The following is a 24,669-nucleotide window of genomic DNA, read 5'->3' as shown; positions in this document are numbered from 1 at the left end:
ATTGAGGTAGCTGTCGCCGGGAGTGCCTCTGAGGCAATCCCGAAAGGCAACAAACCCTATGCATTTCACCTCGCAGACATCGTCGAACGGTGTCATCGAACGCGACTTCACGCTGGGTGAGGTCCCCGGCTTACTCTTCTCCCCCGCGTCCGGCCCCGACCACGCACCGCTGATCCTGATGGCGCACGGCGGCGGCCAACACAAGCGAGCACCGGGCATCCTGGGCCGCGCCCGCCACTACGTAACCAGCTGCGGCTTCCATGTCGCCGCCCTCGACGCACCCGGACACGGCGACCGGCCCCGCACAGCGACCGACGAGCAGCACGTAACCGCCCTGCGGCAGGCTCAGGCGGCGGGCGAGCCAATCGCCGCGATCGTGGTGCAGCTCCACCTCGCCCTGGCGGAGCGTGCTGTACCGGAATGGCAGGCAACAATCGACGCCCTCCAGAAACTGCCGGAAATCGGCACCGAAGCGCCGATCGGCTTCTGGGGCATCATGCAGGGCACCGGCATCGGCGTGCCATTGACCGCCGTCGAACCAAGGATCACCGCCGCTGTCTTCGGTTGCCTCGGGCACGAATACTTGACCGAGGCCGCAGCCCAGATCACCATCCCGATCGAATTCCTGCTCCAGTGGGACGACGAGCACATCGACCGCCAATCCGGTCTAGCGCTTTTCGACGCCTTCGCCTCGAAAGAAAAGACCTTGCACGCCAACGCAGGTGGACACGCCGCAGTACCCAGGTTCGAGGTCGATAGCGCGGGACGCTTCTTCGCCCGGCATCTCGGCCCGGACGGCAAATAACCGGCCTGCGGATCAGGTATCGGCGGCCGGCTTCGAGCCGTTCGCCGATACCGGTCGTAGATTTCGTCGGACCGGATCGCGGCACGTTCGGATCGAGCGCAGGCTCTACAGCGGCCGGGCGACCGCGACGGCGCTGTAGGGCGTAGTCGGAGACTGCGGTGTGGTGAAGCGAGCGTTCGGCAGATACAAGCGATTGCCGAACGCAGCGATGGTTGTCGGTGTGTCGAAGCGCGGATCGGTCACGCGCTGCTCTATCGAACCGGTCGTGCCCGCCGCGTTGAGCGTGATCACGGCGATCGCGTTGCGCCGGTTCTGGACAACCAAGAGCCTGCTCCCGCACAAAAGCAGTCCGTCCCCGTCGGGTACGGTCTCGGCGCCCAGGTCGATCTGGCGTGTCACCCCCGTCGAGGGGTCGACGCGGAACAGTTGGCCGGTCACCGACTGAACAATGATCAGCCCCGTGCCGTCGGGGGTGCGAACGATTCCGTTGGCGTTGAAGGCTCCCGGCACATAATCGATGTCGCCGCTCAGTGGGAGGCGCACCACCGCCTCGGGCGGTGGTAACGCACCGTCGCGGCCGACCGGTAGGTGGTACAGCGCCGGGGCGCGCGAGTCGGTGAACCACGCGCCGGTCGAGGTGAGCACCACATCGTTGACGAACGTGTCCGGCGGCGTGCCGAATCGGTAGCTCGCCGACACCACGCCCGTCCGGTTATCTACGACACGCGCATCGCCAGCGGTGCCACCGGCGACGAACAGCCGACCGCGGTGGTCGAGCCGGAGCCCGAGCGACGGTGAACCGTGCCCGGGGCTCAGGATGGCGCCCTGTCCGGTCATCAGGCTGACGCGGTATATCGAGCCGTCTACCTGCGAACCGAGGTAGGCGACCGGCAGTGCCCCGATCGCGATACCTTCTGGTCGAAATCCGGCGGGCAGGACGATCGTGGTGTGGAACGCGCCGTCTGCCGCCGCCTGATCCGCGGGTAGCGGCACGGCGACACCGAGGCAGGCGAGCGCGGCGAAGATGCCGCGGATTCGCCTCAGTACCCGACGGTGAAATGTTGGGTATCGCATGGGGTTTCGAGTTCGTCGAGGATTGCCACAGCGAGGTCTTCGACCGAGATTCGGGCTACGCCTTCGGCATCGGTCACGAGGGTGGTGGTGCCACGTCGGTACTTTCCGGTGCGATGTCCGGGTTCGAGGAGGGCGGGTGGACTGAGATAGATCCAGTTGGCCGGGTGTGTTCGGCAGGCTTCCAGTTGCGCGAGGCTGGCGGCGGCGATGGGACGGATTGCGGGCGGAACGTACTCCGGGCTGTCGATGACGAGCCGATCGGGATGTCCCGGGATTTGCAGCGGTGCGGCGCCCCCGACAACGAGGATGCGCGCATCGACTGCCACGGCCGCGTCGAGCAGCGGCTTCGTGGTCGCGGCGACGGTGTTTTCCTGCCCCGGAGCCGGACGAGTAGCCACCACGATCGCGTCGGTGCCACTGAACAGTCTGCTCATCTGGTCGGCGTCATGCGCGACGGCGGTCACCCCGGCGGGCAGCGTGGTCGGCCACTCTTTCCGAAATACCGCGATGAGGTCGTGACCTCGGCTTGCGGCTTCGTTGACGACGCGCGAACCGACCATGCCTGCGGCTCCGACAACGGCGATCTTCATCGATATGTCCTTTCCAGTACGGCGCGGGTGGGAACGGGAAGTTGTCCCGCGACTATGGCGGCGAGGGAGAGCCCGAACCCGATGAGCTGGATCGGGCCGAGTGTCTGGCCCAGCAGGACCGCACCGAGTACGGCGGCGACCAGTGGCGAGAACAGGGAGAGAATCGAGACCGAGTTGACGGGCAATGCGGTGATGCCGCGCAACCACAGGATGTAGGCGATCAGGCCCCCGATCAGTCCCAGCCAGAGGTAGCCGAGGACGGCAGGCGGGTCGATCGCGGGAGGTGCACCCTCGAAGAGGAGGGTGACGGGCACCAGGAACAGGCCGCCTGCGGTGAGTTGCCAACCGGCGAAGGCGGTGGGACTTACTTCGGCAGGGCGTCCCCACCGTTTCGTGAGGGTCACGCCCAGCGCCATCGTGGCCGCGCAGCCGAGACCCGCCGCAATCCCCAGGACATCGAGGGCCGCATTCGGCCCGATCACCACCAGGCCGACGCCGCCGACCCCCATCGCACCCCAGCCGATCCGCCAAGCCGACGGGCTCTCGTGCAAAACAGTCACAGCCAGAATCGCCACGATGAGCGGCTGAGCTGCCGCCAACGTCGCGGCGACGCCGCCGGGCAGGCGTTCGGCCGCGACGAACAGCAGCGGGAAGAACAGCCCGATATTCAGCACTCCGAGCACCGCTGCCTTCCTCCACCAGGCACCGCGCGGCACCGTCCGGGTGACCGCGAATGCGATGAGGCCGGCGGGCAGCGCACGCAAGAGTCCCGCGAACAGTGGATGTCCTTGCGGGAGAAGTTCGGTGGTGACGACATAGGTCGTGCCCCACGCCAAAGGCGCGAGCGCCGTCAGGGCGGCGCGAGGCAGGTTTCCCTTCGAAGCACCGGAAACCCCCTGTGCTACTGAACTTTTCACACGTGCAGTCTCACTCGCCGCAATCTATGAGTCCAACACATGTTTGTCAACGGATCAATCTCGATTCAAGATTGATCTATGGAGCTCCAGCAGATGCGCTACGTCATCGCGGTCGCCGAGACCAGCAACTTCACCCGGGCCGCCGAGCGATGCCTGGTCGTCCAGTCCGCTCTCAGTCACCAGATCGCGCGTCTGGAACGAGAACTCGGCGCACGACTCTTCGAGCGAACCAGTCGCCGAGTCCGACTGACTCCGGCGGGCGCGGCTTTCCTCCCCGCCGCCCGTCAGTGTCTGGACGCCGCCGAGCGCGCGGCCGCCGAGGTCGCCGCGGCAGTCGGTGAGATACGCGGACGGCTCTCCGTCGGCCTGATACCGACCGTCGCCGCGGTCGATATTCCGGGCGCGCTGCGCGACTTCCGTCGGAAGTATCCCCAGGTGCGCATCGACCTGCGGGTCGGCGCTAGCGACGACCTCGTCGACCAGGTCACCGACGGCGCCATCGACGTGGCCTTCCTCGGCCTGCCGACCACGGCACGACCCCAGGGCGTCGCCGTTCACGAACTCGCGCGAGACCGACTCGTCGCCGTAGTCGCGCCGGATCATCCCCTCGCTAGCGAAACGCTGGTCAACCTGCACAGACTTGCATCCGAGGTTTTCGTGGACCTCCCAGCCGGGACAGCCGGGCGCATCCAATCCGACCAGGCCTTCGCAGCCGCCGGTCTCGACCGTGACGTCGCCTTCGAAGTCACCAGCGCCGACTACATCGCCCGACTCGTCGGACCGGGCCTCGCCGTGGCCATGCTTCCCGCCGCCTACGCGCCGCAGCTCACCGGCGTTGTCACCATTGAGGTCACCGACGCACCGGCCCGTGTCGAGTACGTCATCTGGAGCCGCGTCGGCAGCACGCCCGCGGCGACCGCCTTCCTCGCCGTTCTCGGCATCCCGACCCACACTGGCAACTGAACGTCAGTCCCGCGCATAAGCGGGCATGTTGCGCGGCTCACACCCTGGAACCCCTTGCACTCGGAACAGTTGTAATTACACAATCATTGTGTGAATACAACTGTTGAAGAGTTGACGCCACGGCAGAAGTTGGTGGTGTTGGCGACGTGTTGCCTGAGTCTGTTGATCGTGTCGATGGATTCGACGATCGTGAATGTAGCGGTGCCCGCGATTCGGGCGGATCTGGGTGCGCCGCTGGCTCGGCTGCAGTGGATCGTTGATATCTACACGCTCACGATGGCGAGTCTGCTGATGCTCGCGGGCGCGACGGCGGACCGGTTCGGGCGGCGGCGGGTGTTTCGGATCGGATTGACGGTGTTCGCACTCGGCTCGCTGGCATGCAGCCTCGCACCCAACATCGAAACCCTGATCGGGGCACGGTTTTTGCAGGCGATCGGTGGGTCGATGCTGAATCCGGTTGCGATGTCGATCATTACGCAGGTTTTCACCGGAAAAGTGGAACGTGCTCGCGCGGTGGGCATTTGGGGTGCGGTGGTCGGCATTTCGATGGCGCTGGGTCCGATGGTCGGCGGTGTGCTGATCGATGCGCTGGGGTGGCAGTCGGTGTTCTGGATCAATCTGCCGATCTGTGTACTCGCGCTGGTCCTGACGACTTTGTATGTGCCGGAATCGAAGTCGGCCATAGTGCGCGGACTCGACCCGATCGGGCAGTTGCTGGCCATCGCGTTCCTGTTCACGGCGGTCTTCGGGTTGATCGAGCGGTTGCCGATCGCATTCGCGGTGTCGGCACTTGCCCTCGCAGCCTTCCTGTGGCAGGAATCGCGGCGCTCGGATCCATTCATCGATCTGCGCTTCTTCCGCAGTGTGCCGTTCGCCTCGGCGACGGTGACCGCGATCTTCGCCTTCGTCGCGCTCGGCGCATTCCTGTTCACCTGCTCGCTGTATCTGCAAGAGTTGCGCGGTTATTCGGCGGTGCACACCGGGGCGCTGTATCTGGCCATGGCGGTCGCGACACTCATCTTCTCGCCGCTGTCGGGGCGTCTGGTCGGTCGCTATGGCACCAGGCCTTCACTGCTCGCGGCGGGCATCGCGATGACCATCGCCGCCGCGCTGCTCACCCGACTCGATGCGACAACTCCGATCTGGCAACTTGTCATCATCTTCGCGATCTTCGGAATCGGATTCGGCATGGTCAATGCGCCGATCACCACTGCGGCGGTCAGCGGGATGCCGCTGGATCGCGCGGGCGCCGCGTCCGCGGTCGCCTCGACAAGCAGACAGGTCGGCGTGAGCATGGGTGTCGCACTGTGCGGCGCGCTGACCGGCGCCGGTCTGTGGTGGCTGATTGCGGTTTTCACGGCCGGGATCGCCATACTCGGCATAGTCGCGAACACCCGCTGGGCCGCGCGGTCCCGCGATCGCGTCGCCCCGATACTGGAAGAGAAGGTCCCCGCACATGCCGGATGACGTACCCACCGCCGACGATGTGTGGGCCCAGCTCACCCACCTGGTGATGGATACCCGTGACTCGTGGAAGCGGGCGGTCGCCGAGCGAACGGGCTTGCCGTTCAGTCGAATTCGTATTCTACGCCGCCTGCGCCCCGGCCCGCTCACACTCAACCAGATCGCGCAGGCCACCGGCATGGACGCACCCGCGACCACGGTCGCGGTCAATAACCTCGATGAACTCGGCCTCGTCGTGCGCGAGATCGATCCAACCAACCGCCGCCGCAAACAGGTCTCCATCACCACCGCCGGCCGTGCCGTACTCGCACAGGCGATGGCAACCCCCGACCCCGCACCGGCCGCTGTCGCCGCCCTGCCCCCCGACGACCTGCACACGCTGCACCGGCTCTTACGCAAGCTCGAGCACTGACACCGAACCCGCCGACGCATAGGCATTTCACCATCTCCGAGCGGCACATTGTGCTTCAATCGGTTGTAGAACGTGTTCCATCTCTGGGAGGTGGCCATGGCCACGCCGTCGATTCCCGCCGGATTCGATTTCACCGACCCGGACCTGTGGGCGAAACGCAGACCCACCGAAGAATTCGCGGAGCTGCGCCGAACCGCACCGGTCTGGTGGTGTGCCCAGTCCGACCGGTCCAGCGGCTTCGATGACGGCGGCTATTGGGCGGTCACGAAGCTCGAAGACATCAGGGAGATCTCGAAACATCCAGAGATCTTCTCCTCCTCCGCGAACAGCGCGATCATCCGGTTTCAGTCCACCATCACCCGCGAACAGATCGATATGCAGCGGCTGATTCTGCTCAATATGGATCCGCCGGCCCACACGAAGAATCGTCGCATCGTGTCCAAGGGCTTCACACCGCGCGCGGTGGAGGGTCTGCGGGCGGCGCTCACCGAGCGCGCGGCCCGAATTGTGCACGAGGCCAAGAAGTCGGGTAGCGGTGATTTCGTGGAGCAGGTCGCCTGTGAATTGCCGCTGCAGGCCATTGCCGAACTACTCGGGGTGCCGCAGCAGGATCGCAAGAAGCTGTTCCACTGGTCCAATCAGATGATCGGCGCCGACGATCCGGAGTACGCCAGCGATGCGCAGACCGCACAGCTGGAATTGAGCGGCTACGCCTGGACCATGGCCGAGCAGCGGCGCGGCTGCCCGGCCGACGATATCGTGACGCAGCTGGTCAATGCCGATATCGACGGTGAGCATCTGGGTTCGGACGAGTTCGCGTTCTTCGTGATCCTGCTGTCGGTGGCGGGCAATGAGACCACCCGCAATTCGATCACCCACGGCATGAAGGCCTTCGTCGACAATCCGGACCAGTGGGAGCTCTACAAGCAGCAGCGCCCGCGCACCGCGCCGGATGAGATCGTGCGCTGGGCCACCCCCGTATCGGTATTTCAGCGGACGGCGATGCGCGATGTCGAGCTCGGCGGACAGTTGATCCGCAAGGGCCAGCGCGTCGGATTGTTCTACAGCTCGGCCAATTTCGACGAGGACGCCTTCGAGAATCCGTTCACCTTCGATATCCTGCGCGACCCCAATCCACACGTCGGCTTCGGCGGCGCGGGCACGCACTACTGCCTCGGCGCGAACCTGGCCCGACTCGAGATCGATCTGATGTTCAATGCCATTGCCGACACCATGCCCGAATTGAGTCAGGTCGCCGAACCGGAGTATCTGCGCTCCGGATGGCTCAATGGCATCAAACGGTGGGAAGTACGTTTCGATTGATGCACGCGACTTCGGCAAAGCCGTTGCGAGCGCGCATCATGTAACTATGGATCCGGAACCAGTGCGGGTGCGGGTGATCCTGTTGTTCGGCGATCGGGCGCAGGTGCAGACACCATGGCATCCGGCACATTCGCCAATGTGGATACCGGCGGCCGATATCGCCGAACAAGCCGGGCTGCCACAGAACGAATTGCCGGGACGGGAGTTCTGGGCCACCGGTGATGAGCACGGGCTCACCGGATTTCGGCTGGTCTTCGATCCGCGACTCTGATACGCATGGGTTAGTTCGGCACGATGTCGTACTTCAGTAGTTCGAAGCCGGCGGGCACGGTGGCGCTCATCGAGATGCGATCTCCGGACCAGGTGCCGACCAATGCGACGTGGCCGTCGGCGCAATCCGCGCCTTCGGCGGTGAGCATCGGCAGCGGGTGGATGCGGTGGCGGTCGTCGCCGTGCCGGACCGTCGCCTTGTCCACATAGGTGCGTTTGTCGTGATTGAGGATGTAGCGGCCGATGAAGCCGTGCTGGGGCGCGACCAGAGGGGCGACGGAGGCGGCCTTGGCGTAGAGGCTGGCCTGCTCACCCACCTGCGGTCCGGCCCACACCACGCGTGTCGGCACCGTCAGGAGGCGCTCCACACCCTGGACGAAGTCGTCGCCGATCCAGGCGCGTTTCAGGAATCGGACCTTGGGTTCCAGATACCCGATCAGCTTGTGATCGGCGTCCAGGAAGACGGCTCTGCAGAACGGCCCCACGGGGTTGTTTTCCTTTCTGGGATAACGGCTTTCGGATAATCTAACCGTGCGGGCAGCGCTGCCGCTCGGCGGGCGGTTACAGTCGAGTTACCAGCATGTTCAGGTATGGCTCGAGATCACCGGAACGACTGGATCGACCCCGCGAGATAAGGTCCGACGATGCGATACGCCATTTCGGTTCCGCAGCTCATTCCCGACGGATCGTTCCAACCGGAAAATCTGCGGGCCTACCTGGATCGAGCCGAAGCGCTCGGCTTCGAGAGCGCCTGGACGACCGAACAGCTGCTCGGTTCCGCGCCCAATCTGAGTCCGATCGAGTTGTTGACCTACGCGGCCGCATGCAATGAGCGGCTGCGCTTCGGATGCGCGGTGTTCGTCACGCCGCTGCACAATCCGGTGCACCTCGCCAAACGCATCAGCACGCTCGATCAGCTCACGCGTGGCCGACTGGAGATCGGCGTCGGGATCGGCGGACGCAACCGGATGTTCTCCGCCTTCGATGTCGACCCCGCCGACAATCTGGTGACCCGTTTCAATGAGGGCCTGCGCGTCATGAAGGCGCTGTGGACGCAGCCGCGAATCGATATCGAGGGCGAGTTCTGGCAGCTGACCGGCGCCACCATGGAGCCGAAGCCGTTCCAGAAGCCTCATCCGCCACTGTGGTTCGGTGGCAGCACACCCGCGGCATTGCGGCGGGCGGTGCGGCACGGCAACGGATTCTTCGGTGCTGGTTCGAGTAGGACGGCCGAATTCGCCCAGCAGGTCCGGTACGTGCGCGGGACCTTGGCCGAAAACTCCGGCGACCCATCGGATTTCCGCATCGCCAAACGCGTCTACATAGCGGTCGACGATGATCCGGCGCGGGCCGAACAGCGCATGGGCACCGCTCTGATCGACTTCTACGGCGAATTCGGCGCAACCCTGCTGCCCGTCGCCGTACACGGCACACCCAAGGACTGCATCCAGGGCCTGCGCGCAGTGGCCGACGCCGGAGCCGAAACGATCCTGATCAACCCGTTGTTCGACGAGGGCGCTCAAATGGAGCGCATTGCCGCGGAGGTGCTACCGCACGTCGAATAGACCGTTCCAGCGTCATCGGGGGTCGGAGGCTTCGGCGGGTTCGTAGCCGAGCCGGACGTCGTGGTTTACTTCGCCGCCGGAGACTGTTACTCGGGTGGTAACGGGTGGGTAGCCGCGGGCTATCACCGTGTAGTGGCCTTCTGGGAGGTCGGTTACCAGGTAGCGGCCGTTGGCATCGGTGCGGGCGGTGGCGGTGAGGTCGCCGGCTGCGTCGAGGACGGTGATCTGGATGTCCGAAACGGCCCGGTCGCCGTCGGCCCAGGCGGATCCGGCCAGCACGGCCATCGATGCCATATCAATGTCGTGATGCAGGAGGCCGCTGTCGGGGATGGTGAGGGTGGTGGCGCTGGGGCGCATATGTTCGGCGACGGCCACCAGGGTGTAGGTGCCGGAGACGACGCCGTGGCAGATGTACGCGCCGTCACCAGCGGTAATGGCGGCACCGACGACCTCGCCGTGGATATCGGTGAGTGTGACGGTGGCACCCGGTAGCGGGGTGCCGCGACCGGCCGAGCGGACCACTCCGGACAATTCGCCGGAGCCGGTGAGGGTCAGGTCGAGCAGCTGTGGTCGCTGTCCGATGGCCACGCTGACCGCCTCCGGCCGGTGTCCGGTCGCCGACGCGATCAAGACATAATTGCCCGCGGCCGGTGCCTCGATGCGGTAGCCGCCGTCGGCATCCCCGGTCGCGCGCGAAACCTGGTGTCCCCGTTGGTCGATCAGGGTCAGCACCGTGCCGGGCACCGGTCTGCCATCCTCGCGTCCGATCCGCCCGCCGATCGACGTGCCTTCGTAGTCGAGGCCCGAATGCGACTGCGGCACAACGGCGGCCACATACACACCATTGCCGTCGTGATTCACCGAGACTCGGCTGACCGCGCCCGCCAGCACCGGTTCGGGTTCGGAGAGCACCTTCGCGGCACCCTCCCAGACCTGCGCCTCCTCCCAGCTGGATTCCAGGGTCACCGACTCCACGACGGGAGCCGGATTGTCCTGCAGCGGAATCTCTTTCATGAACATCAGCACCAAGCACGCCAGCAGCGCAACTCCCGCTGCGACATAGAAGACGCCGTGCATCGCATCGGTGAACCCGATCAGGATCGGCACCCTGAGCTCATCCGGCAGCGCCGCGATTCCGCTGGTATTGCTCTGCATGGTGCTCAACTGAGCGGCGTCGAATCCGGCGGGCAGCGCACCACCGAAGGCGTCGATGATCCGGTGCGGCAAGAGGTTGAACAGGATGGTGAGGAACACCGCGACACCGAGCGTGCCGCCCATCTGCCGGAAGAAGGTCGCCGATGCGGTCGAAACACCCATATCAGAACGCGGACCGGCATTCTGTGCCGCGATGATCAGGGTCTGCATGCAGCAACCGAGCCCGAATCCGATGACGCCGCCGTAGACCAGCGGCTGCCATAGCGGACTGTCGTAATGCACCTGCCCGTAGAGCGCCGCGCCGACGGCGATTATGAATGTCCCGATCACCGGCAGGATCTTGTAACGGCCGGTCAATTTGGTGGTCAGCCCGGCCAGCTGCGAACCGAACATGATCCCCAGTACCAGCGGCAGCATCAGCAGACCCGATTTGGTCGGCGAATATCCGCGCACCACTTGGAAGTACTGCGGCACCATGACGATCGCGCCGAACATCGCGATACCGACAATGAACCCACCCGCGATGGTCACGCTGAAGGTCGAATTCTTGAACAGTCGTAGCGGAATCAGCGCCGCATCCTTCATCAGGAACTCGACGAGCAGGAACAGCAGCAGTCCGCCCGCACCGATCCCATAGCAGATGAGCGCGCGCTGCGAACTCCAGCCCCAGTCCCGGCCCTGTTCGGCGACGATCAGCAGCGGCACCACACAGGTCGTCAATGCGACCGCGCCGAACCAGTCGATGCGGTGATCCTGGCGCTGATGCGGCGCATTGAGCACCTTGGCGACCACGCCGAGCGCGAGCACGCCGATCGGCACATTGACCAGGAAGACCCAGCGCCAACCCTCGAGACCCCAGAGCTGATCATAATTCGAGAAGAAGCCGCCGAGCACCGGGCCGAGCACGGTCGCCGTACCGAAGACCATCATGAAATAGCCCTGGTAGCGCACCCGCTCCCGGGCCGGCACGATATCGCCGATGATGGTGAACGCCAACGACATCAACCCGCCCGCACCAAGGCCCTGAAAGGCGCGGAATCCGGCGAGTTCGTACATCGAGGTGGCGAAGGTGCAGGCCACCGAACCGATGACGAACAGTCCGATCGCGGTGAGGTAGAACGGCTTTCGGCCGTAGATATCGGCGAGCTTGCCGTACAGCGGCGTGGTGATCGTCGCGGTGATCAGATACGCCGTGGTCGCCCAGGCTTGTTCGTCGAATCCGTCCAGGCTGTTGGCGATCCGCACGATCGCGACGCTCACGATGTTCTGATCCAGCGCGGCGAGGAACATGCCGAGCAGCAGTCCGGACAGGATGGTGAGGATCTGCCGGTGTGACAGTGACGCACCCTCACCGGCATCCAGGTCCGGCGACGTTGCCGGGGCCTGGGTCGTCGAATTCGTCATAATTTGAGCCCTAGTTCTGATCGGCTATCCGTGGTGGAAGTGTCTCGAAACCTGAGTCGAGCCGGTCGAGCAGTTGGCACACTGCGCCACAAGCGATCTGCCCCCACACGCCGATCACCCGTAACTAGTTGCGCTCGCTAATATACATACGGCCGCTCAGGGCGAAACGGCCTGGTCGGATCATCCCGACATCCAACACCTCAGCGGCCGTGAGTTGACCACTGTCTCCCGGGTCCGGCGCCGCAAACTCTTGGCATACTTGGATCTATGCTTGTCAATAGGGGTTGAACTGGCCACGCCAGCGCGGATTCAGTTCGTCGGCAAGCAGTTTGGGGGCCGAGATCTTGTTCGGATTGCCGTCGGAGGTGTAGCGCTGGTCGGGATGTTGATCGAGGCGGTCGAGCCAGTAGGCGGAGGCGAAGTCGACCTCACTCTTCCCCGACCGGATGCGCGGCACACCAGCGGGATCGAGCTGTCCGAATGGGGAGGGTGCGGGCTCGGCGCCGACCAGCAACACGGCCTCGAACGCGTAGTTCGTACCGTCCCAGCTTCCTGCGGTGGCGAGTACACGATCGGCCGGAAAGATGCCGAGCGGTAAGGCCATCGTGCGCACACGATTACCAGGCGCCGCGGTCACGATCGCGCGCAGGTTCTCGACCAGCTCACGCTGTACGCCGATGCTATCCAGGCGACCGAGGTTGGCGTGGCTCGCGGTGTGCGCGCCGATTTCGTATCCGTGCGCGGCCAGCCAGGGCAGTGCGTGCCCGTCACCGGCGAACGGCTCGTTATTGACATAGAACGTCGCGGTGGGCCGGAAGTCCGGATTGCGCGCTCCGAACTCCTCGAGTATCCCGATCGCGGTATCCGGGACCACCTCAGCGTCCTCGGTGAACCGAAGTTGGGTGATGGTGGAGTCGTCGAAGGTAAGCACCACCGGGTGGGTGCCTGCGGGGATGTCGATATGGCCGCAGATGTAATCGCCAGCGGTCACCGGTCGATAGTTCTCGCGGTACAACCGCTCGAGTTCGGCGCGGAACTTCTCCGGAGTCTGGTCGTATTCGCCCACCGGACTCGGTGTTACCTGGTGGTACATCAGAATGGGGACGAGTCCGAGTTCGTTGGCTCGCACTGCAATCGGGTCAGGCGTCCATGTGGCCACCGGAACCTTTTCGATGGCCGCCGGGACCGGATCCGCCGCCGCACCGCACGCGGTGCCCGTCGCGAATATCAAGGCCGACAGGACAACCCGAGTTCCGATAGCCGAGCACCGCACCACCGATCGAACGGTACGCGGCGCCAAGGAATCTCGGTTGCGAATCGGTATAACCACGCCCGGCAGCGCTGTCCGAGGTAGATAGTTAGGCAATAGCGACAAATGAAAGTTGGTGTGCGCGTTGAACAAATCGGTCCGGATCACCGGGCGGTGGCGGCTGGCGGCAATGGCGGTTATCGCAGCTTTATCAATCCTCATCGCATCCGTGATCATCGGCGCCAATCGGTCCGAACCCGCGGGGTTGGCGCTGGCCGGATTACCGGATGGAGTCGTCGGGGCAAGCACGCTGACCGGTCTGGCATTGCGCGTCGACGCCGAAGGCCACAACCCGAACGATATGCGGCTCGAACTCGACGGCAAGACGGTGACCGGCACGGTCGAGGGCGATTCGGTGGTGTACCGGCCCGGTCAGCTCGCCGATGGCAAGCACAAGTTCACCGCCGAGATCCCACGCGGGGGAATCGTCGGCCTATTCAGCGCCGGTCCGGGCGTTACCGCGACCTTTACCGTCGATACCGAGGCGCCGAAACTCGAGGTGACCCAGCCGGGCGGGCCCGGATCGTATCGTCAGCCGATCACGTTGCGCGGCAAGGAATCCGGTGCGGTACACGTCTCCGTCGGCACACAGTCGGTCACCCCCGCCGCGGACGGCACCTTCGAGATCACGCTGCCGCGCACACCGGTCGGCGAGGAGGTGACCGCAGTCGACGCGGCGGGAAATAGGGCGACGCAGGCGATTACGACCTCGGTCGATATGCCCCGGGTCAAGGCCGTGCACATCACGGCGTACGGGTGGGCATACGAGGGCTTACGCGATCCCATTCTGGATATGGCCCGCGAGGGACGCATCGATACCGTTCAGCTCGATATCAAGGATGAGGACGGGGTCATCGGCTACGACTCGCAAGTGCCGCTGGCACGGCAGGCGGGCGCGGCCGCCGATATCTACGATGTGCGCGCCGCACTGCGACAACTGCACGATATGAATCTGCGGGTGGTCGGGCGGATCGTGGCCTTCCGCGATCCGACTATGGCCGGATGGGCCTGGCGCGAAGGACATCCGGACTGGGTCATCCAGAATCCCTCCGGTCAGCCGTACGCCAGCAAGTACGGTGCGATCGCATTCACCAATTTCGCCAATCCCGAAATCCGCAAGTACAACATCGATCTCGCCACCGAGGCGGCCGAACTCGGCTTCGACGGAATCATGTACGACTATGTCCGACGGCCCGATGGTGCACTGTCGCAGATGCAGTTTCCGGGGCTGACCGTTACGCCGAGTGATTCCATCGCCGAGTTCCTACACGAGAGCCGGGATCCGGTGCGCGACAAAGGCGCGAATCTCAGTGCCGCGGTGTTCGGCATCGCTGCGACGCGGCCGGATGAGATCGCGCAAGACATACGACAGATCGCCCGGTACGTCGACTATGTCGCTCCGATGCTGTACCCGTCGCACTGGAATGCGGGTGAGTACGGTGTCACCAACCCCAATGCCCAGCCGTACGACATCATTTTCCGGTCGCTGGCCGACTTCTTCGAACAGACCAAAGGCACCGGCGCGAAAGTCATTCCGTGGCTGCAGGATTTCAGCCTTGGAGTGAACTACGGGGATGCCGAGGTCAAAGCGCAGATCGATGCCGCGGCCGCGGCGGGGACGAACAGTTTCTTCCTGTGGAATGCGGCGTCGCGGTATCACTCATGGGCAGTGGTTCCCGGTTGACCTACTGGTCCGCGTGGCAGGTGACGTCGGCGGCGGGCAGGGTGCCATCGGCGTAGTAGGTATTGATCGCGTTGTTGACGCAGGCGCTCAGATCCGGCCGGAAGGTCATGTGGATGCGGATGTCCTGCAGTGTGACCAAACGGGATGCGGACAGGTGCTGATGTAGTCGGATGCCGTGGGTGTACGGGGTTCGGGCATCACCGGTCGCCTGCAGGATGAGCACCGGAACCGAATTCCGGACGGTGGTGGCGGGTTCGACGGGTCTGGGCCAGAATGCGCACGGCTGGATGTTGTTGGCCAGCGGACCGAATATGGGCTGGGTGGCACGGCTGGCTTCGATATTGCCCGCATACCATGCCGAATCCGTCGGTGCCGCGGCATCGCCGCAGGCGATCTGGGCGAGGACGGAGTTCTCCTCGGATCGCAAGGCCTGCAAGACGATTTGCAAGCGTGGCGCTCGCGCGGCCACGGGAGGGCCGCCCGCCGCATCGGCGATCTCTCGTAGCGTTTCGGCCAGCACTTGGTTGCGCCGGAAGTCGGTCACCAGGTTGTGTAGGAGAAAGGGAAGCCAGTGATCGTTGATCGGGAAGTCTTCGATCACGATCGGTTGCCGTGCCACTGCGACGATCAGCTCTGTCAACCATGCCCGCACGTCGGTCGGGGACGAACCGAAGTGATACTTATCATCCTGTCCCGCAGCCCAATTCGACCATTCATCGATCGCCTGCTCGTCCGAGGCACCCCAATCCTGAACGAGGCCGGTCCAATATCGATCCGGATCGATCGCGCTGTCGAACACCATCCTGTCGCTGCGGTCCGGGAACATCTGGGTGAATACCGCACCGAGATATGTGCCGTAGGAGACGCCGTAATAGCTGAGCTTCGGTTCGCCCAGCGCCACTCGAATGACATCCATATCGCGAGCGGTATTGCGGGTGGTGAGCTGGCGCACCTTCACCGGATCATCGGCCAGACAGCCCGCTGCCATATCCGCCGCCAGTGCGGTTTCACGCGCGAAGCCTTGCGCATCCACACCCGCCGAATGGATCATTTCGCCGACCGGCCATCCGCAGCGCGGCGTGCGCCCGGAGTCGCCGACACCACGCGGATCCATACCGATCAAATCGAAACGGGCCCGCACCTGCGGGGTGAGCACGTCGCCGAGCAGATCCACGGTGTCCAGTCCCGATGCACCCGGCCCACCCGGATTGGCCAGCAGAACACCATGACGCTGATCCGGACCGCTGGCCCGAACTCGCGATATCGCGATCTTCAGCGTGCGATCGGAGGGTCGCAAATAATCGAGCGGCACCAGCACATCCGCGCATTCGGCCCCGGCCTTGTCCAGATCCTCGAGACCGCAAGCGTGCCAGTGCAGTCTCTGGTGATAGAACCGGTATTCCGGATCGACCTGTGCCCCCGGCACGGTGATCAGCGCCGCACCGACCACAACCAGCACCGACCACCGCAAAAGCCTCGCCGACAACCCACTCGCCTCTCACCGCCAAATCTCGCAACTTCGTACCACACCCCGCCGCAGGGCAGCCTTGCCACATTTGGTGGTGCCGCCGATACTCCAAGAGGGCCGCGCCACCGCCGGTTCCGCATCGAGGGGAGGAATCAATGCTTCGAAGCCAATTGAATTCACTACGCACAGTGGATGATTCGCTTATCTACGGGCAACCGTACGAAACATCCGACGGCACCACGATCATCACCGTCGCCAGGACCGGCGGCCTGCTGCACAGCGCGCGTCCGGTTGGTGCGTTCGTGGTCCATGAAGGCGCGGTCAGCTGGACACCCGCCGTCGATGCGACGCGGATCGCGCTGATGGGTGAAATGATCGGTCTGCTGGCCGCGGTCATCGCCACGCTCGCGGTGCTGCGCAGGCCGCCGTGGCCGGATCTATCGCGGGTGGTGGCAATCGGACGGGACTCGCGACACACTTGATCCCGTGAATCGCATGCCACTCGGACATATCGACCGGGGCGGTCCGCCGTGACCGCACTCGCACGCGGGGAGAATCGCCCCGCGCCCGGCGACCGGATGATCGTGACCGTCACCTGCGCAGCGCCGGTCGATGTATCGGCGCTGCTGCTCGGCGCCGACGGCAGGGTCCGCTCCGATGCCGACTTCGTCTTCTTCAATCAACCGGCCGGACCCGGTGTCACCTATCGGCACGGCCGCGGTGCCGGCGATATGGTCGATGTGCAGACCTCCGCGCTGCCCGCCGACGTCGACAAGGTCGTGGTCACGGCCAGCCTCGACGGCAGTGGGCCGCCGACCTTCGCGGGCGCGAGTTCGCTGACCGCGACGATCGGATCCGATGCCGCAACGCTGACCTTCCCGATGACCGGGCTCAGCACCGAGACGGCCGTTGTGTGCGTGGAGATCTACCGGCGCGGCGGTGCGTGGAAGGTGCGCGCGGTCGGGCAGGGTTATGACAACGGTCTGGCCGGAATCGCGACGGCATTCGGTGTGAATATCGACGACGAACCCGAAACAGCATCGCCAGCCGCTCCGGCTCAGCCGCAGTACCAGCCGCAGGCCACGGTGCCGCCCGCTCCGGTACCGCCGCAATACCCAGCCCAGCCGCAGTACCAGGCTCCGGTGCCCCCGGCGGCGCCGCAATATCCAGCCCAACCGCACTATCAGGCTCCGGTTCCGCCGGCCTATCCCCCGTCCGGCGCCGTGCCGCCGCCACCACCGATTGCACCCCAGCAAGGAGCGCTGCCGATGCAGAGCGAACTATTCAATCCGAGCCACGCCGAGGTCAACGGCATCGGCATCCAGAAGCAGGGCGGCAAGATGATCAAGGTCGCCGTCAACGGCGAGACCATGGCGCGGGCCGGCTCGATGGTCGCCTACCAGGGCGACCTGCAGTTCAAGGCGCTCGGTTCGGGCGGAATAGGCCGTGCGATCCAGCAGCGGCTGACCGGCGAGGGGGTGCCCCTGATGCAGGTGTCCGGTCGCGGCGACCTGTTCCTCGCCGATTCCGCCGCCGATGTGCACACCGTCGACCTCGACGGCACCGATGGCCTCACCATCAACGGCTCGAATGTGCTCGCCTTCGATACATCGCTGTCCTACAACATCCAAAGGGTCCAGGGCGCAGCCGGTTTCGCCAGTAACGCGGGTTTCTTCAACTGCGTGTTCAGCGGGCGCGGTCGCATCGCCATCACCACGCACGGCTCGCCCGTCGTCCTCAATGTCGACCAACCGACCTACGCCGATCCGCAGGCCGCGGTGGCCTGGTCGTCGAGCCTGTCCACCGGCATCAAACGGAACGACTCCTTCGGCCTCGGCCGACTCATCGGCCGCAGCACCGGAGAGGGCCTGACGCTGTCGTTCACCGGGCGCGGCTTCGTCATCGTGCAGCCCTCGGAACTGCCACCGGGCGGTTTCATCGGCGGCACCGGTGGCGGTCAGGAGGCCGGACAAAGCGGCGGCGTGCTCGGCGGCTTGTTCGGGTAGCGATCCCGCGCTGGAACCGGCTGCACCACAGCCGGTTCCAGCGCGGGATCAGTTCATCAGACCCCGTCGGACCAGCAGCGGTTCGATTTCGGGGGCGCGGCCGCGGAAGGATTCGAAGGCCGCGAGCGGGTCCTCCGAGCCACCGCGGGAGAGCAGTTCGCGACGGAAGGTCTCGCCCTTCTCGCGGATGGACCCGTCGCCCTCGTCGAACCATTCGACGGTGTCCGCGTCCAGCACCTCGCTCCAGATGTAGGAGTAGTAGCCCGCCGCGTAACCGCCGGAGAAGATGTGGGCGAAGTAGCCGGTTCGGTAGCGCGGCGGAATCGCGTCGATGGCCAGACCGGCCTTGCGCAAAGCTTCCTCTTCGAACGCCTCGGCATCGGTGTCGGCCAGCGCCTCGGGTGCGGGTACGCGGTGCCACGCCCAGTCCAGCAGTGTCGCGCCGAGGTATTCGACGGTCTTGAAGCCGGTGCCGAAACGCGCGGCCTCGGCCATCCGCTCGACCAGTTCGGTGGGCATCGGCTCACCGGTCTCGATATGCCTGGCGTAGTTGGCGAGTACGTGCGGTCGCGACATCCACATCTCGTTCACCTGGGATGGGAATTCGACGAAATCCCGCGGTACTTTGGTGCCTGAGAAGAACGGATACGTCACATCCGAGAACAGCCCGTGCAGCGCGTGCCCGAACTCGTGGAAGAGGGTGCGCACGTTGTCCCAGGTGAGCAGGGCAGGTTCGCCCGCGGGCGGCTTCACGATATTGAGGTTGTTGACCACCACCGGCCGCTTCCCCAAAAGCCGTGACTGGCTGACCAATGCGTTCATCCACGCCCCGCCGCGCTTCGACGGTCGCGCGAAGAAGTCACCGAGGAACAGTCCGAGCGCACTGCCGTCGGCGTCGAATACCTCGAAGATTCGCACCTCCGGGTGGTATCCGACCAGATCCTTGCGCTCCTGGAAGGTGATCCCGTACACCTGCTCTGCGGCGAAGAACACCCCGTCGCGCAACACCCGCTCGAGCTCGAAATAGGGACGCAACGCCTCCGCGTCCACCGAAAACCGTTCGGCCCGAACCTTTTCCGACCAGAACTGCCAATCCCAGGAGCGCAGCTCCTGCCCACCCATGGCTTGCGCCAACTCGGCCGCCTCCCGCTGCGCATTGGCCACCGCTGGTGCAACCAATCGCTCTAGCATCTCCTCCACTGCCGCAGGGGTTTTGGCGGTCTGATCCTCGACTGTATACGCCGCATGATCCGAATAGCCGAGCAGCGCGGCCCGTTCCGCTCGCAATGCGGCGATCCGCACGGCGAGCGCACCGTTGTCACCCAACCCGCGGCCCAGTGAAGCCGCCATCACGCGCTGCCGCAGATCCCGGTCGGCAAGTTCCGCCAGCACGGGTTGATTCGAAACATTCTGCAGCCGAAGCGCCCACGCGCCCTCGCGCCCCATCGCCCGAGCGTTCTCCGCGGCCGCGGCCACGGCGGCCGGCCCCAGCCCCGCCAATTCCGCTGCCGACTCGACGACCACCGTCGCACCATTGGTCTGCGCCAAAATGTTCTGACCGAATTCCGTAGCCGCCGCAGCGAGTTCCGCATTCAACTCACGCAACCGCGCTTGCCCCGCCGTATCCAATCGAGCCCCCGCCCGCACGAACCGAATGTGATACTGCTCCAACAGCCGCGCTTCCTCGGGATCCAAGCCCAATTCCGCCCCGCGCCCATAGAGCGCCTCGACCCGTGCAAAGAGTTGGGTATCCAAATAGATCACGTCCCGATGCGCTGCCAGCTTCGGCGATACCTCGGCCTCGATCGCATCGGTGGTCTCGCTGGAATCGGAGCCCGTGATATTGAAGAACACATTCGAGACCCGGATCAGCACGGCCCCCGAACGCTCCAAGGCCGCAATGGTATTCGCGAAACTCGGCTCCTCTCCGCTCGAGCTGATGGCGGCAACCTCTGCCAATTGCTCCGCCATCCCTCGCTCGAACGCGGGCAAATAGTGCTCCGTACCGATCTCGGCGAACGGAGGAAGCTCATACGGCAGCGCACTTGGCTCGAAGAACGGGTTGCTCGTCATAGGTCAACCCTATTGACCTATGACCTGCTTCGCACTGCCCTGGGCCACGAGCCGCACCAGGTTGTCCGCAGCGATCGGTAAGGTCGAGCGGGTGAGTAGCTGGGTACGCCGAAAGTTCTACAGGGTCGGACGATTCGATCGGGCGGTCGGCAGCGCGGTCGCCGAGTTGCCGGCCTCGATGGTCGACAGCGGCCTGCTTCGGCTCACCAAGAGTGCCAATTTCAGTGCGCTGTGGCTGGCCAGCGCCGCGCTGCTCGCCACCCGCCAAGGCACACCGCGGCGGGCCGCGCTGCGCGGAGTCGTGTCGGTGGGGGGCGCGAGCCTGGCCGTCAACCTCGGCCTCAAGACGCTCATTGCGCGACGCCGACCGGCCGCCGAACTATTGCCCGCATACCGGCGGCTGACGCCCGCCCCGAAGTCCTCCTCCTTCCCCTCCGGGCACAGCGCCTGCGCGGCGGCATTCGCCACCGCGGTCGCGCTCGAAAGTCCGCGCACCGCACTCGTTGTCGCCCCGCTGGCAGCCACCGTCGCGTACTCGCGGGTGCACACCGGCGTGCACTGGAGCTCGGATGTGCTCGTCGGAGCGGCCGTGGGTTCCGGTATCGCATTGGCCACCCGACGCTGGTGGCCCGTGCGTGAATCGGACGAGGCACAAGCCAGGCTGGTCCGTGAGGCGCCCGCACTAGAGGCGGGCGAGGGGCTTTTGGTGTTGGTGAATCCGGTTTCCGGCGATCCGAACTACGATCCCACCGCCGATATCATCGCGGCCCTGCCCGCCGCCACCGTTCTGCGCACCGAACCCGACCTGGATGCCGCCGAACAACTCGAACGGGCGCTCGCCGAAGGCGCCGGGCGGGTGCTGGCGTTGGGCATCGCCGGTGGCGACGGCACCGTGGCGGCCGCGGCCGCGGTGGCGCTGCGGCACGAGTTGCCACTAGCCGTCATCCCCACCGGCACGCTCAACCATTTCGCCCGTGATCTCGGCGTCTACGACCTGATCGAAGTGATCGATGCCACCGGTGCGGGTGAGGCGGTCGCGGTCGATATCGCGCGCGTCGAGTACGGTGACGAAACCGGTTCGCACACCAGGCATTTGATCAATACCGCCAGCATCGGCGCCTATCCTGACCTGGTGCGGCTGCGCGAGAAGTGGCAGGCGCGCTGGGGCAAATGGCCCGCCTTCGCTGCCGCGCTGTTGGTCACCCTGCACCGGTCCGAACCGATCGAGATCTATCTCGACGATCGCTGGCAGCGAGTGTGGTTCCTGTTCATCGGCAACGGCCCCTACCACCCGCACGGCGCCGTACCCGCCTTCCGCGACCGGCTCGACGCCGGACTACTGGATGTCCGCTGGCTGCGCGCCGATCTGCGCTGGTCGCGCACCCGCGCGTTGGTGGCGCTGCTGCTGGCCGCGATCGGCCACAGCAAGGTCTACGGCGAGCGCCGCCTACCCGAACTCTATGTGCAATTGCCCAGGCCGGAGGCCCTGGCCACCGATGGCGAGGTGATCGGCAAGGCCACCCACCTACATTTTGCGATGGCGGGCCAGCTCGCTGCCTACCGCCGCGACGAATCGAACCCGCGCTGGGCCGACCGGTTCCGCCCGCACCACCGCCGGGCGCCTTGGCTCCGCGATGCCTTCCGCACGAACCGGTGAATTTTCGACTTCGCACCCACGTTGCACGAGTTCTGGCCACGCAATAATGACGGAAGTGTGACGCGCTGGTCGGCGGGGACTTTCCGGATCGGACCGCGGGTTGTACGTGGGGCCGATATGAGGAGGTCAGGTGGCAAAGGAATACAACCGGAACCCCGCCGCGGTGGACGCGCTGTCGCCCGAGCAGTACCACGTCACCCAGGAGAACGGGACCGAGCGGGCGTTCACGGGCGAATACTGGGACAATCACGAGCCAGGTATCTATGTGGACGTGGTGTCCGGTGAACCGTTGTTCGCCTCGGTCGACAAGTTCGACAGCGGTTCGGGATGGCCGAGTTTCACCAAGCCGATCGAGGGCGAGAACGTGCTCGAAAAGCGGGATTTCAGTCATCTGATGATCCGCACCGAGGTGCGTTCGGCGCACGGTGACAGCCATCTGGGGCATGTGTTCACCGACGGACCGCGCGCGGCGGGAGGCCTGCGGTATTGCATCAACTCGGCGGCCCTGCGGTTCATCCGCCTCGATGACCTCGAGGCGGAAGGTTACGGTCGGTACAAGAGTTTGTTCACTAAGGAGGACGCATGAGCGAGCGAACAATCAGCACAGCCGACCTGTCGGTCGTGACGGAGCCGAGCACCAGCGAGGCGGAGTCATGAGCGACACGCGAAAGGCGATTCTGGCCGGCGGCTGCTTCTGGGGCATGCAGGATTTGATCCGTAAGCAGCCGGGAGTGATTTCGACGCGAGTCGGCTACTCCGGCGGGCAGAACGACCACCCCACCTATCGCAATCACCCGGGCCATGCCGAGGCCGTCGAGATCATCTACGACCCGGCGCAGACCGACTACCGGGCGCTGCTGGAGTTCTTCTTCCAGATCCACGACCCGACGACGAAGGACCGCCAAGGCAACGACATCGGTGCCAGCTACCGTTCGGCGATCTTCTATCTCGATGACGAGCAGAAGAGCGTCGCGCTCGAGACCATCGTCGATGTCGAGGATTCGGGCCTGTGGCCCGGCAAGGTGGTCACCGAGGTGACCCCGGCCGGCGAGTTCTGGGAGGCCGAGCCCGAGCACCAGGACTACCTGCTGCGCTATCCGGACGGCTACACCTGCCACTTCCCGCGACCGGGCTGGAAGCTGCCGAGGCGGCAGACCACCACGTAGTAGTTGGCCTTGTGCCGCAAAATTGGTTGCGGCACAAGTATTCGACGCGCCGAGCACCACTTGACACCAGAGGTGCCTGGCGGACGCGATTCATCGCGGGCGCGCTGGCGAAGGTGGTGCTCGATGATGACAACGAGGATCGGGTGCGGCGAGCGGCGGGCGCGCTCACCGTGGTGTCCATGCAGAACACGCCCGAGAGTTCCGCTGGGGCAAAGGTAGTCGCTGGCGGCGAAGCTGATGGCCTAGCGTGTGTCGAACCCCGCGACGATTTCCTGCGATCGGGGTCGCGTGACTAGAAGAATTGCGCGGCGGCGAATCCTGTTAGCAGGACACAGAATCCGCCGATTTCGCCGAGGATCAGTGCGACCAGTACCCAGCGCATGGCCGGCGGCGGATTGTGCATCTGGTTGTCGGTGTCGCGGCGGATACCGTGGTTGATGTAGTTGGCGATGGTGATGACGAACATCAGGATCAGCACAGTGGCCGCGGTCGCGTTGACGGCGGCGGGCCAGTCGGATAGTTCCACGAAGATCGCGATCATCGCGGTCGCGAACGAATAGAGCAGGGCCGAGCGGTGCGCGATATCGACGTACGGGTGCGCCCGGCCATCGGGTGCGCCGACCATCGCCAACCATTTCCACACTCCGAGGCCGAGCGCCGTCACGAAGAGCAGGCCGGCGGCGAGCAGTACCAGTGCAGTCAGCGGGCCGATGGTCATGCCCGGACACCTTTCACCGACGTTGTCATGTCAAGCGTCGAGTATGTCTGGACGGGCGACCATCTGCCACCGGTGGGAACGACTATTAACTCCCGGTGCGGGATTCGAGCTCATTGCGCAAGTCCGCGACCTCGGCGGCCAGCTCATCACGCAACTGTTCGCGTTCCCGGAGGCTGGCGCGCAGGTTGTCCACCGTGTCGTTCATTGCCGCCAACTTCCGGTCGGCACCGGCCAGCCGCCACTCGACGATCGCACGACGGTCGACCTCCGCACTGGCGTACATCACCCAGCCCACAACGTAATCCAGCCAGTCCGGCTGTTTGGGCATGCGCTGATCCGTATCCCACCCGCGCCGCATCGACGGCTTCGACGACAGCACCCGATCGGCGCTCGGTCCCGTCAGCTGCACGAGATCGAACTTTCCGGCACTCGTCACGACCGCGGTCAGGCGGAAACGCCCGGCGAGGTGCATTCGCAACTCGGCCGCCCCCCGACTGTCGGTATCCATCGCACCGAGCCACGAACCTTCCGCCGCCGCGATGATCGACCCGAGCACCCCGAGTTGCCCGGCACTTCGACGCCCCCGCATCACCCGCTCGCGGAGGTCATCGGGCGTTGCGGACATCTGATCCCAGTGCATGTCGCC

23 protein-coding genes are annotated in these 24,669 nt (G+C 65.1%); 13 read left to right on the top strand and 10 right to left on the bottom strand.

Features of this window, described 5'->3' with window-relative positions; all coding sequences use genetic code 11:
- Positions 1 to 58 precede the first annotated feature (58 nt).
- A complete protein-coding gene (locus AB0J47_RS24280) occupies positions 59 to 805 on the top strand; it encodes an alpha/beta hydrolase (RefSeq protein WP_364350056.1) in 747 nt (248 codons plus the stop codon).
- A gap of 105 nt (positions 806 to 910) precedes the next feature.
- Here the strand turns inward: AB0J47_RS24280 and AB0J47_RS24275 are convergent, their stop codons facing one another.
- Genes AB0J47_RS24275 through AB0J47_RS24265 form a run of 3 tightly spaced genes read right to left on the bottom strand, consistent with a single transcriptional unit; the run spans position 911 to position 3,386 of the window.
- The gene (locus AB0J47_RS24275; RefSeq protein ID WP_364350053.1) at positions 911 to 1,879 is read right to left on the bottom strand and encodes a superoxide dismutase; all 969 of its coding nucleotides are present in this window, start codon (positions 1,877 to 1,879) and stop codon (positions 911 to 913) included.
- Entirely contained in the window at positions 1,846 to 2,469 is a 624-nt protein-coding gene (locus tag AB0J47_RS24270; RefSeq protein ID WP_364350050.1) for an NAD(P)H-binding protein, read from the bottom strand. Before AB0J47_RS24270 ends, AB0J47_RS24275 begins: the two co-directional genes overlap by 34 nt.
- The gene (locus AB0J47_RS24265; protein ID WP_364350047.1) at positions 2,466 to 3,386 is read right to left on the bottom strand and encodes an EamA family transporter; all 921 of its coding nucleotides are present in this window, start codon (positions 3,384 to 3,386) and stop codon (positions 2,466 to 2,468) included. The genes AB0J47_RS24270 and AB0J47_RS24265 overlap by 4 nt, the downstream gene beginning before the upstream one ends.
- Positions 3,387 to 3,464: 78 nt before the next feature.
- Between AB0J47_RS24265 and AB0J47_RS24260 the strand changes: the two genes are divergently transcribed.
- The 5 genes from AB0J47_RS24260 (at position 3,465) to AB0J47_RS24240 (ending at position 7,819) form a co-directional block, all read left to right on the top strand.
- The gene (locus tag AB0J47_RS24260) at positions 3,465 to 4,349 is read left to right on the top strand and encodes a LysR family transcriptional regulator (RefSeq protein ID WP_364350044.1); all 885 of its coding nucleotides are present in this window, start codon (positions 3,465 to 3,467) and stop codon (positions 4,347 to 4,349) included.
- A 90-nt stretch (positions 4,350 to 4,439) separates the two neighbouring features.
- Positions 4,440 to 5,816 (top strand): MFS transporter, encoded by a 1,377-nt coding sequence (locus tag AB0J47_RS24255; protein WP_364350041.1) that lies wholly within the window; start codon positions 4,440 to 4,442, stop codon positions 5,814 to 5,816.
- The gene (locus AB0J47_RS24250; protein WP_364350038.1) at positions 5,806 to 6,225 is read left to right on the top strand and encodes a MarR family winged helix-turn-helix transcriptional regulator; all 420 of its coding nucleotides are present in this window, start codon (positions 5,806 to 5,808) and stop codon (positions 6,223 to 6,225) included. Before AB0J47_RS24255 ends, AB0J47_RS24250 begins: the two co-directional genes overlap by 11 nt.
- A gap of 96 nt (positions 6,226 to 6,321) precedes the next feature.
- A complete protein-coding gene (locus AB0J47_RS24245) occupies positions 6,322 to 7,548 on the top strand; it encodes a cytochrome P450 (RefSeq protein WP_364350035.1) in 1,227 nt (408 codons plus the stop codon).
- A 46-nt stretch (positions 7,549 to 7,594) separates the two neighbouring features.
- The gene (locus AB0J47_RS24240) at positions 7,595 to 7,819 is read left to right on the top strand and encodes a hypothetical protein (protein WP_157110482.1); all 225 of its coding nucleotides are present in this window, start codon (positions 7,595 to 7,597) and stop codon (positions 7,817 to 7,819) included.
- Positions 7,820 to 7,829: 10 nt separating this feature from the next.
- On the opposite strand, the gene AB0J47_RS24235 is transcribed toward AB0J47_RS24240, so the two are convergent.
- The gene (locus AB0J47_RS24235; RefSeq protein ID WP_364350031.1) at positions 7,830 to 8,303 is read right to left on the bottom strand and encodes a hypothetical protein; all 474 of its coding nucleotides are present in this window, start codon (positions 8,301 to 8,303) and stop codon (positions 7,830 to 7,832) included.
- Positions 8,304 to 8,462: 159 nt separating this feature from the next.
- On the opposite strand from AB0J47_RS24235, the gene AB0J47_RS24230 reads away from it, so the two are divergent.
- Positions 8,463 to 9,383, top strand: coding sequence for an LLM class flavin-dependent oxidoreductase (locus AB0J47_RS24230; protein WP_364350028.1), 921 nt, complete (start codon positions 8,463 to 8,465; stop codon positions 9,381 to 9,383).
- Between the two features lie 12 nt (positions 9,384 to 9,395).
- On the opposite strand, the gene AB0J47_RS24225 is transcribed toward AB0J47_RS24230, so the two are convergent.
- Both AB0J47_RS24225 and AB0J47_RS24220 read right to left on the bottom strand, forming a co-directional pair.
- Positions 9,396 to 11,942 carry an MFS transporter gene (locus AB0J47_RS24225; RefSeq protein ID WP_364350025.1) on the bottom strand — a complete coding sequence of 849 codons (2,547 nt, stop codon included), beginning with the start codon at positions 11,940 to 11,942 and terminating at the stop codon, positions 9,396 to 9,398.
- A gap of 274 nt (positions 11,943 to 12,216) precedes the next feature.
- Positions 12,217 to 13,218, bottom strand: a complete 1,002-nt coding sequence (locus AB0J47_RS24220) for a polysaccharide deacetylase family protein (protein WP_364350022.1) — start codon at positions 13,216 to 13,218, stop codon at positions 12,217 to 12,219.
- A 118-nt stretch (positions 13,219 to 13,336) separates the two neighbouring features.
- Here AB0J47_RS24220 and AB0J47_RS24215 point away from each other — a divergent pair, with 118 nt between their 5' ends.
- Entirely contained in the window at positions 13,337 to 14,935 is a 1,599-nt protein-coding gene (locus AB0J47_RS24215) for a putative glycoside hydrolase (protein WP_364350019.1), read from the top strand.
- A 1-nt stretch (position 14,936) separates the two neighbouring features.
- On the opposite strand, the gene AB0J47_RS24210 is transcribed toward AB0J47_RS24215, so the two are convergent.
- Positions 14,937 to 16,421: an alpha/beta fold hydrolase gene (locus tag AB0J47_RS24210; RefSeq protein ID WP_364350016.1), complete on the bottom strand. Its 1,485-nt coding sequence runs from the start codon at positions 16,419 to 16,421 to the stop codon at positions 14,937 to 14,939.
- 137 nt (positions 16,422 to 16,558) lie between these two features.
- On the opposite strand from AB0J47_RS24210, the gene AB0J47_RS24205 reads away from it, so the two are divergent.
- Together AB0J47_RS24205 and AB0J47_RS24200 are read left to right on the top strand one after the other, a co-directional pair.
- Complete coding sequence (locus AB0J47_RS24205) at positions 16,559 to 16,885, top strand: hypothetical protein (RefSeq protein WP_364350013.1); 327 nt, start codon at positions 16,559 to 16,561, stop codon at positions 16,883 to 16,885.
- A 48-nt stretch (positions 16,886 to 16,933) separates the two neighbouring features.
- On the top strand, positions 16,934 to 18,409 hold the full coding sequence (locus AB0J47_RS24200; protein ID WP_364350010.1) for an AIM24 family protein: 1,476 nt from the start codon (positions 16,934 to 16,936) through the stop codon (positions 18,407 to 18,409).
- Positions 18,410 to 18,457: 48 nt separating this feature from the next.
- Here AB0J47_RS24200 and AB0J47_RS24195 read toward each other — a convergent pair whose 3' ends face one another.
- Positions 18,458 to 20,482, bottom strand: coding sequence for a M3 family metallopeptidase (locus tag AB0J47_RS24195; RefSeq protein WP_364350007.1), 2,025 nt, complete (start codon positions 20,480 to 20,482; stop codon positions 18,458 to 18,460).
- Between the two features lie 91 nt (positions 20,483 to 20,573).
- On the opposite strand from AB0J47_RS24195, the gene AB0J47_RS24190 reads away from it, so the two are divergent.
- From AB0J47_RS24190 to msrA, 3 genes are all read left to right on the top strand, one after another.
- Positions 20,574 to 22,139, top strand: coding sequence for a phosphatase PAP2 family protein (locus AB0J47_RS24190; protein ID WP_364350004.1), 1,566 nt, complete (start codon positions 20,574 to 20,576; stop codon positions 22,137 to 22,139).
- Positions 22,140 to 22,269: 130 nt separating this feature from the next.
- A complete protein-coding gene (gene msrB / locus AB0J47_RS24185) occupies positions 22,270 to 22,725 on the top strand; it encodes a peptide-methionine (R)-S-oxide reductase MsrB (RefSeq protein ID WP_364350001.1) in 456 nt (151 codons plus the stop codon).
- A gap of 67 nt (positions 22,726 to 22,792) precedes the next feature.
- Positions 22,793 to 23,305 carry a peptide-methionine (S)-S-oxide reductase MsrA gene (gene msrA / locus AB0J47_RS24180; RefSeq protein ID WP_364349998.1) on the top strand — a complete coding sequence of 171 codons (513 nt, stop codon included), beginning with the start codon at positions 22,793 to 22,795 and terminating at the stop codon, positions 23,303 to 23,305.
- 292 nt (positions 23,306 to 23,597) lie between these two features.
- Here msrA and AB0J47_RS24175 read toward each other — a convergent pair whose 3' ends face one another.
- Both AB0J47_RS24175 and AB0J47_RS24170 read right to left on the bottom strand, forming a co-directional pair.
- Positions 23,598 to 24,023 (bottom strand): hypothetical protein, encoded by a 426-nt coding sequence (locus AB0J47_RS24175; RefSeq protein ID WP_364349995.1) that lies wholly within the window; start codon positions 24,021 to 24,023, stop codon positions 23,598 to 23,600.
- Between the two features lie 85 nt (positions 24,024 to 24,108).
- Positions 24,109 to 24,663 (bottom strand): hypothetical protein, encoded by a 555-nt coding sequence (locus AB0J47_RS24170; RefSeq protein WP_364349992.1) that lies wholly within the window; start codon positions 24,661 to 24,663, stop codon positions 24,109 to 24,111.
- Between the last annotated feature and the right edge of the window lie 6 nt (positions 24,664 to 24,669).

The organism is Nocardia sp. NPDC049737, from assembly GCF_040674755.1.
Taxonomy (GTDB): Bacteria; Actinomycetota; Actinomycetes; order Mycobacteriales; family Mycobacteriaceae; genus Nocardia.
Note: the sequence above shows the minus strand (reverse complement) of the source record. Positions and strands in the feature narration are given on the sequence as shown.

Bases quoted from the DNA above. Each gene is read 5' to 3' on its own strand.
- AB0J47_RS24205 (WP_364350013.1), top strand. From the start codon at position 16,559: ATGCTTCGAAGCCAATTGAATTCACTACGCACAGTGGATGATTCGCTT.
- AB0J47_RS24195 (WP_364350007.1), bottom strand. From the start codon at position 20,482: ATGACGAGCAACCCGTTCTTCGAGCCAAGTGCGCTGCCGTATGAGCTT.
- AB0J47_RS24225 (WP_364350025.1), bottom strand. From the start codon at position 11,942: ATGACGAATTCGACGACCCAGGCCCCGGCAACGTCGCCGGACCTGGAT.
- AB0J47_RS24240 (WP_157110482.1), top strand. From the start codon at position 7,595: ATGGATCCGGAACCAGTGCGGGTGCGGGTGATCCTGTTGTTCGGCGAT.
- AB0J47_RS24170 (WP_364349992.1), bottom strand. From the start codon at position 24,663: ATGCACTGGGATCAGATGTCCGCAACGCCCGATGACCTCCGCGAGCGG.
- AB0J47_RS24250 (WP_364350038.1), top strand. From the start codon at position 5,806: ATGCCGGATGACGTACCCACCGCCGACGATGTGTGGGCCCAGCTCACC.
- AB0J47_RS24275 (WP_364350053.1), bottom strand. From the start codon at position 1,879: ATGCGATACCCAACATTTCACCGTCGGGTACTGAGGCGAATCCGCGGC.
- AB0J47_RS24260 (WP_364350044.1), top strand. From the start codon at position 3,465: ATGGAGCTCCAGCAGATGCGCTACGTCATCGCGGTCGCCGAGACCAGC.
- msrA (WP_364349998.1), top strand. From the start codon at position 22,793: ATGAGCGACACGCGAAAGGCGATTCTGGCCGGCGGCTGCTTCTGGGGC.
- AB0J47_RS24245 (WP_364350035.1), top strand. From the start codon at position 6,322: ATGGCCACGCCGTCGATTCCCGCCGGATTCGATTTCACCGACCCGGAC.
- AB0J47_RS24280 (WP_364350056.1), top strand. From the start codon at position 59: ATGCATTTCACCTCGCAGACATCGTCGAACGGTGTCATCGAACGCGAC.
- AB0J47_RS24270 (WP_364350050.1), bottom strand. From the start codon at position 2,469: ATGAAGATCGCCGTTGTCGGAGCCGCAGGCATGGTCGGTTCGCGCGTC.
- AB0J47_RS24175 (WP_364349995.1), bottom strand. From the start codon at position 24,023: ATGACCATCGGCCCGCTGACTGCACTGGTACTGCTCGCCGCCGGCCTG.
- AB0J47_RS24230 (WP_364350028.1), top strand. From the start codon at position 8,463: ATGCGATACGCCATTTCGGTTCCGCAGCTCATTCCCGACGGATCGTTC.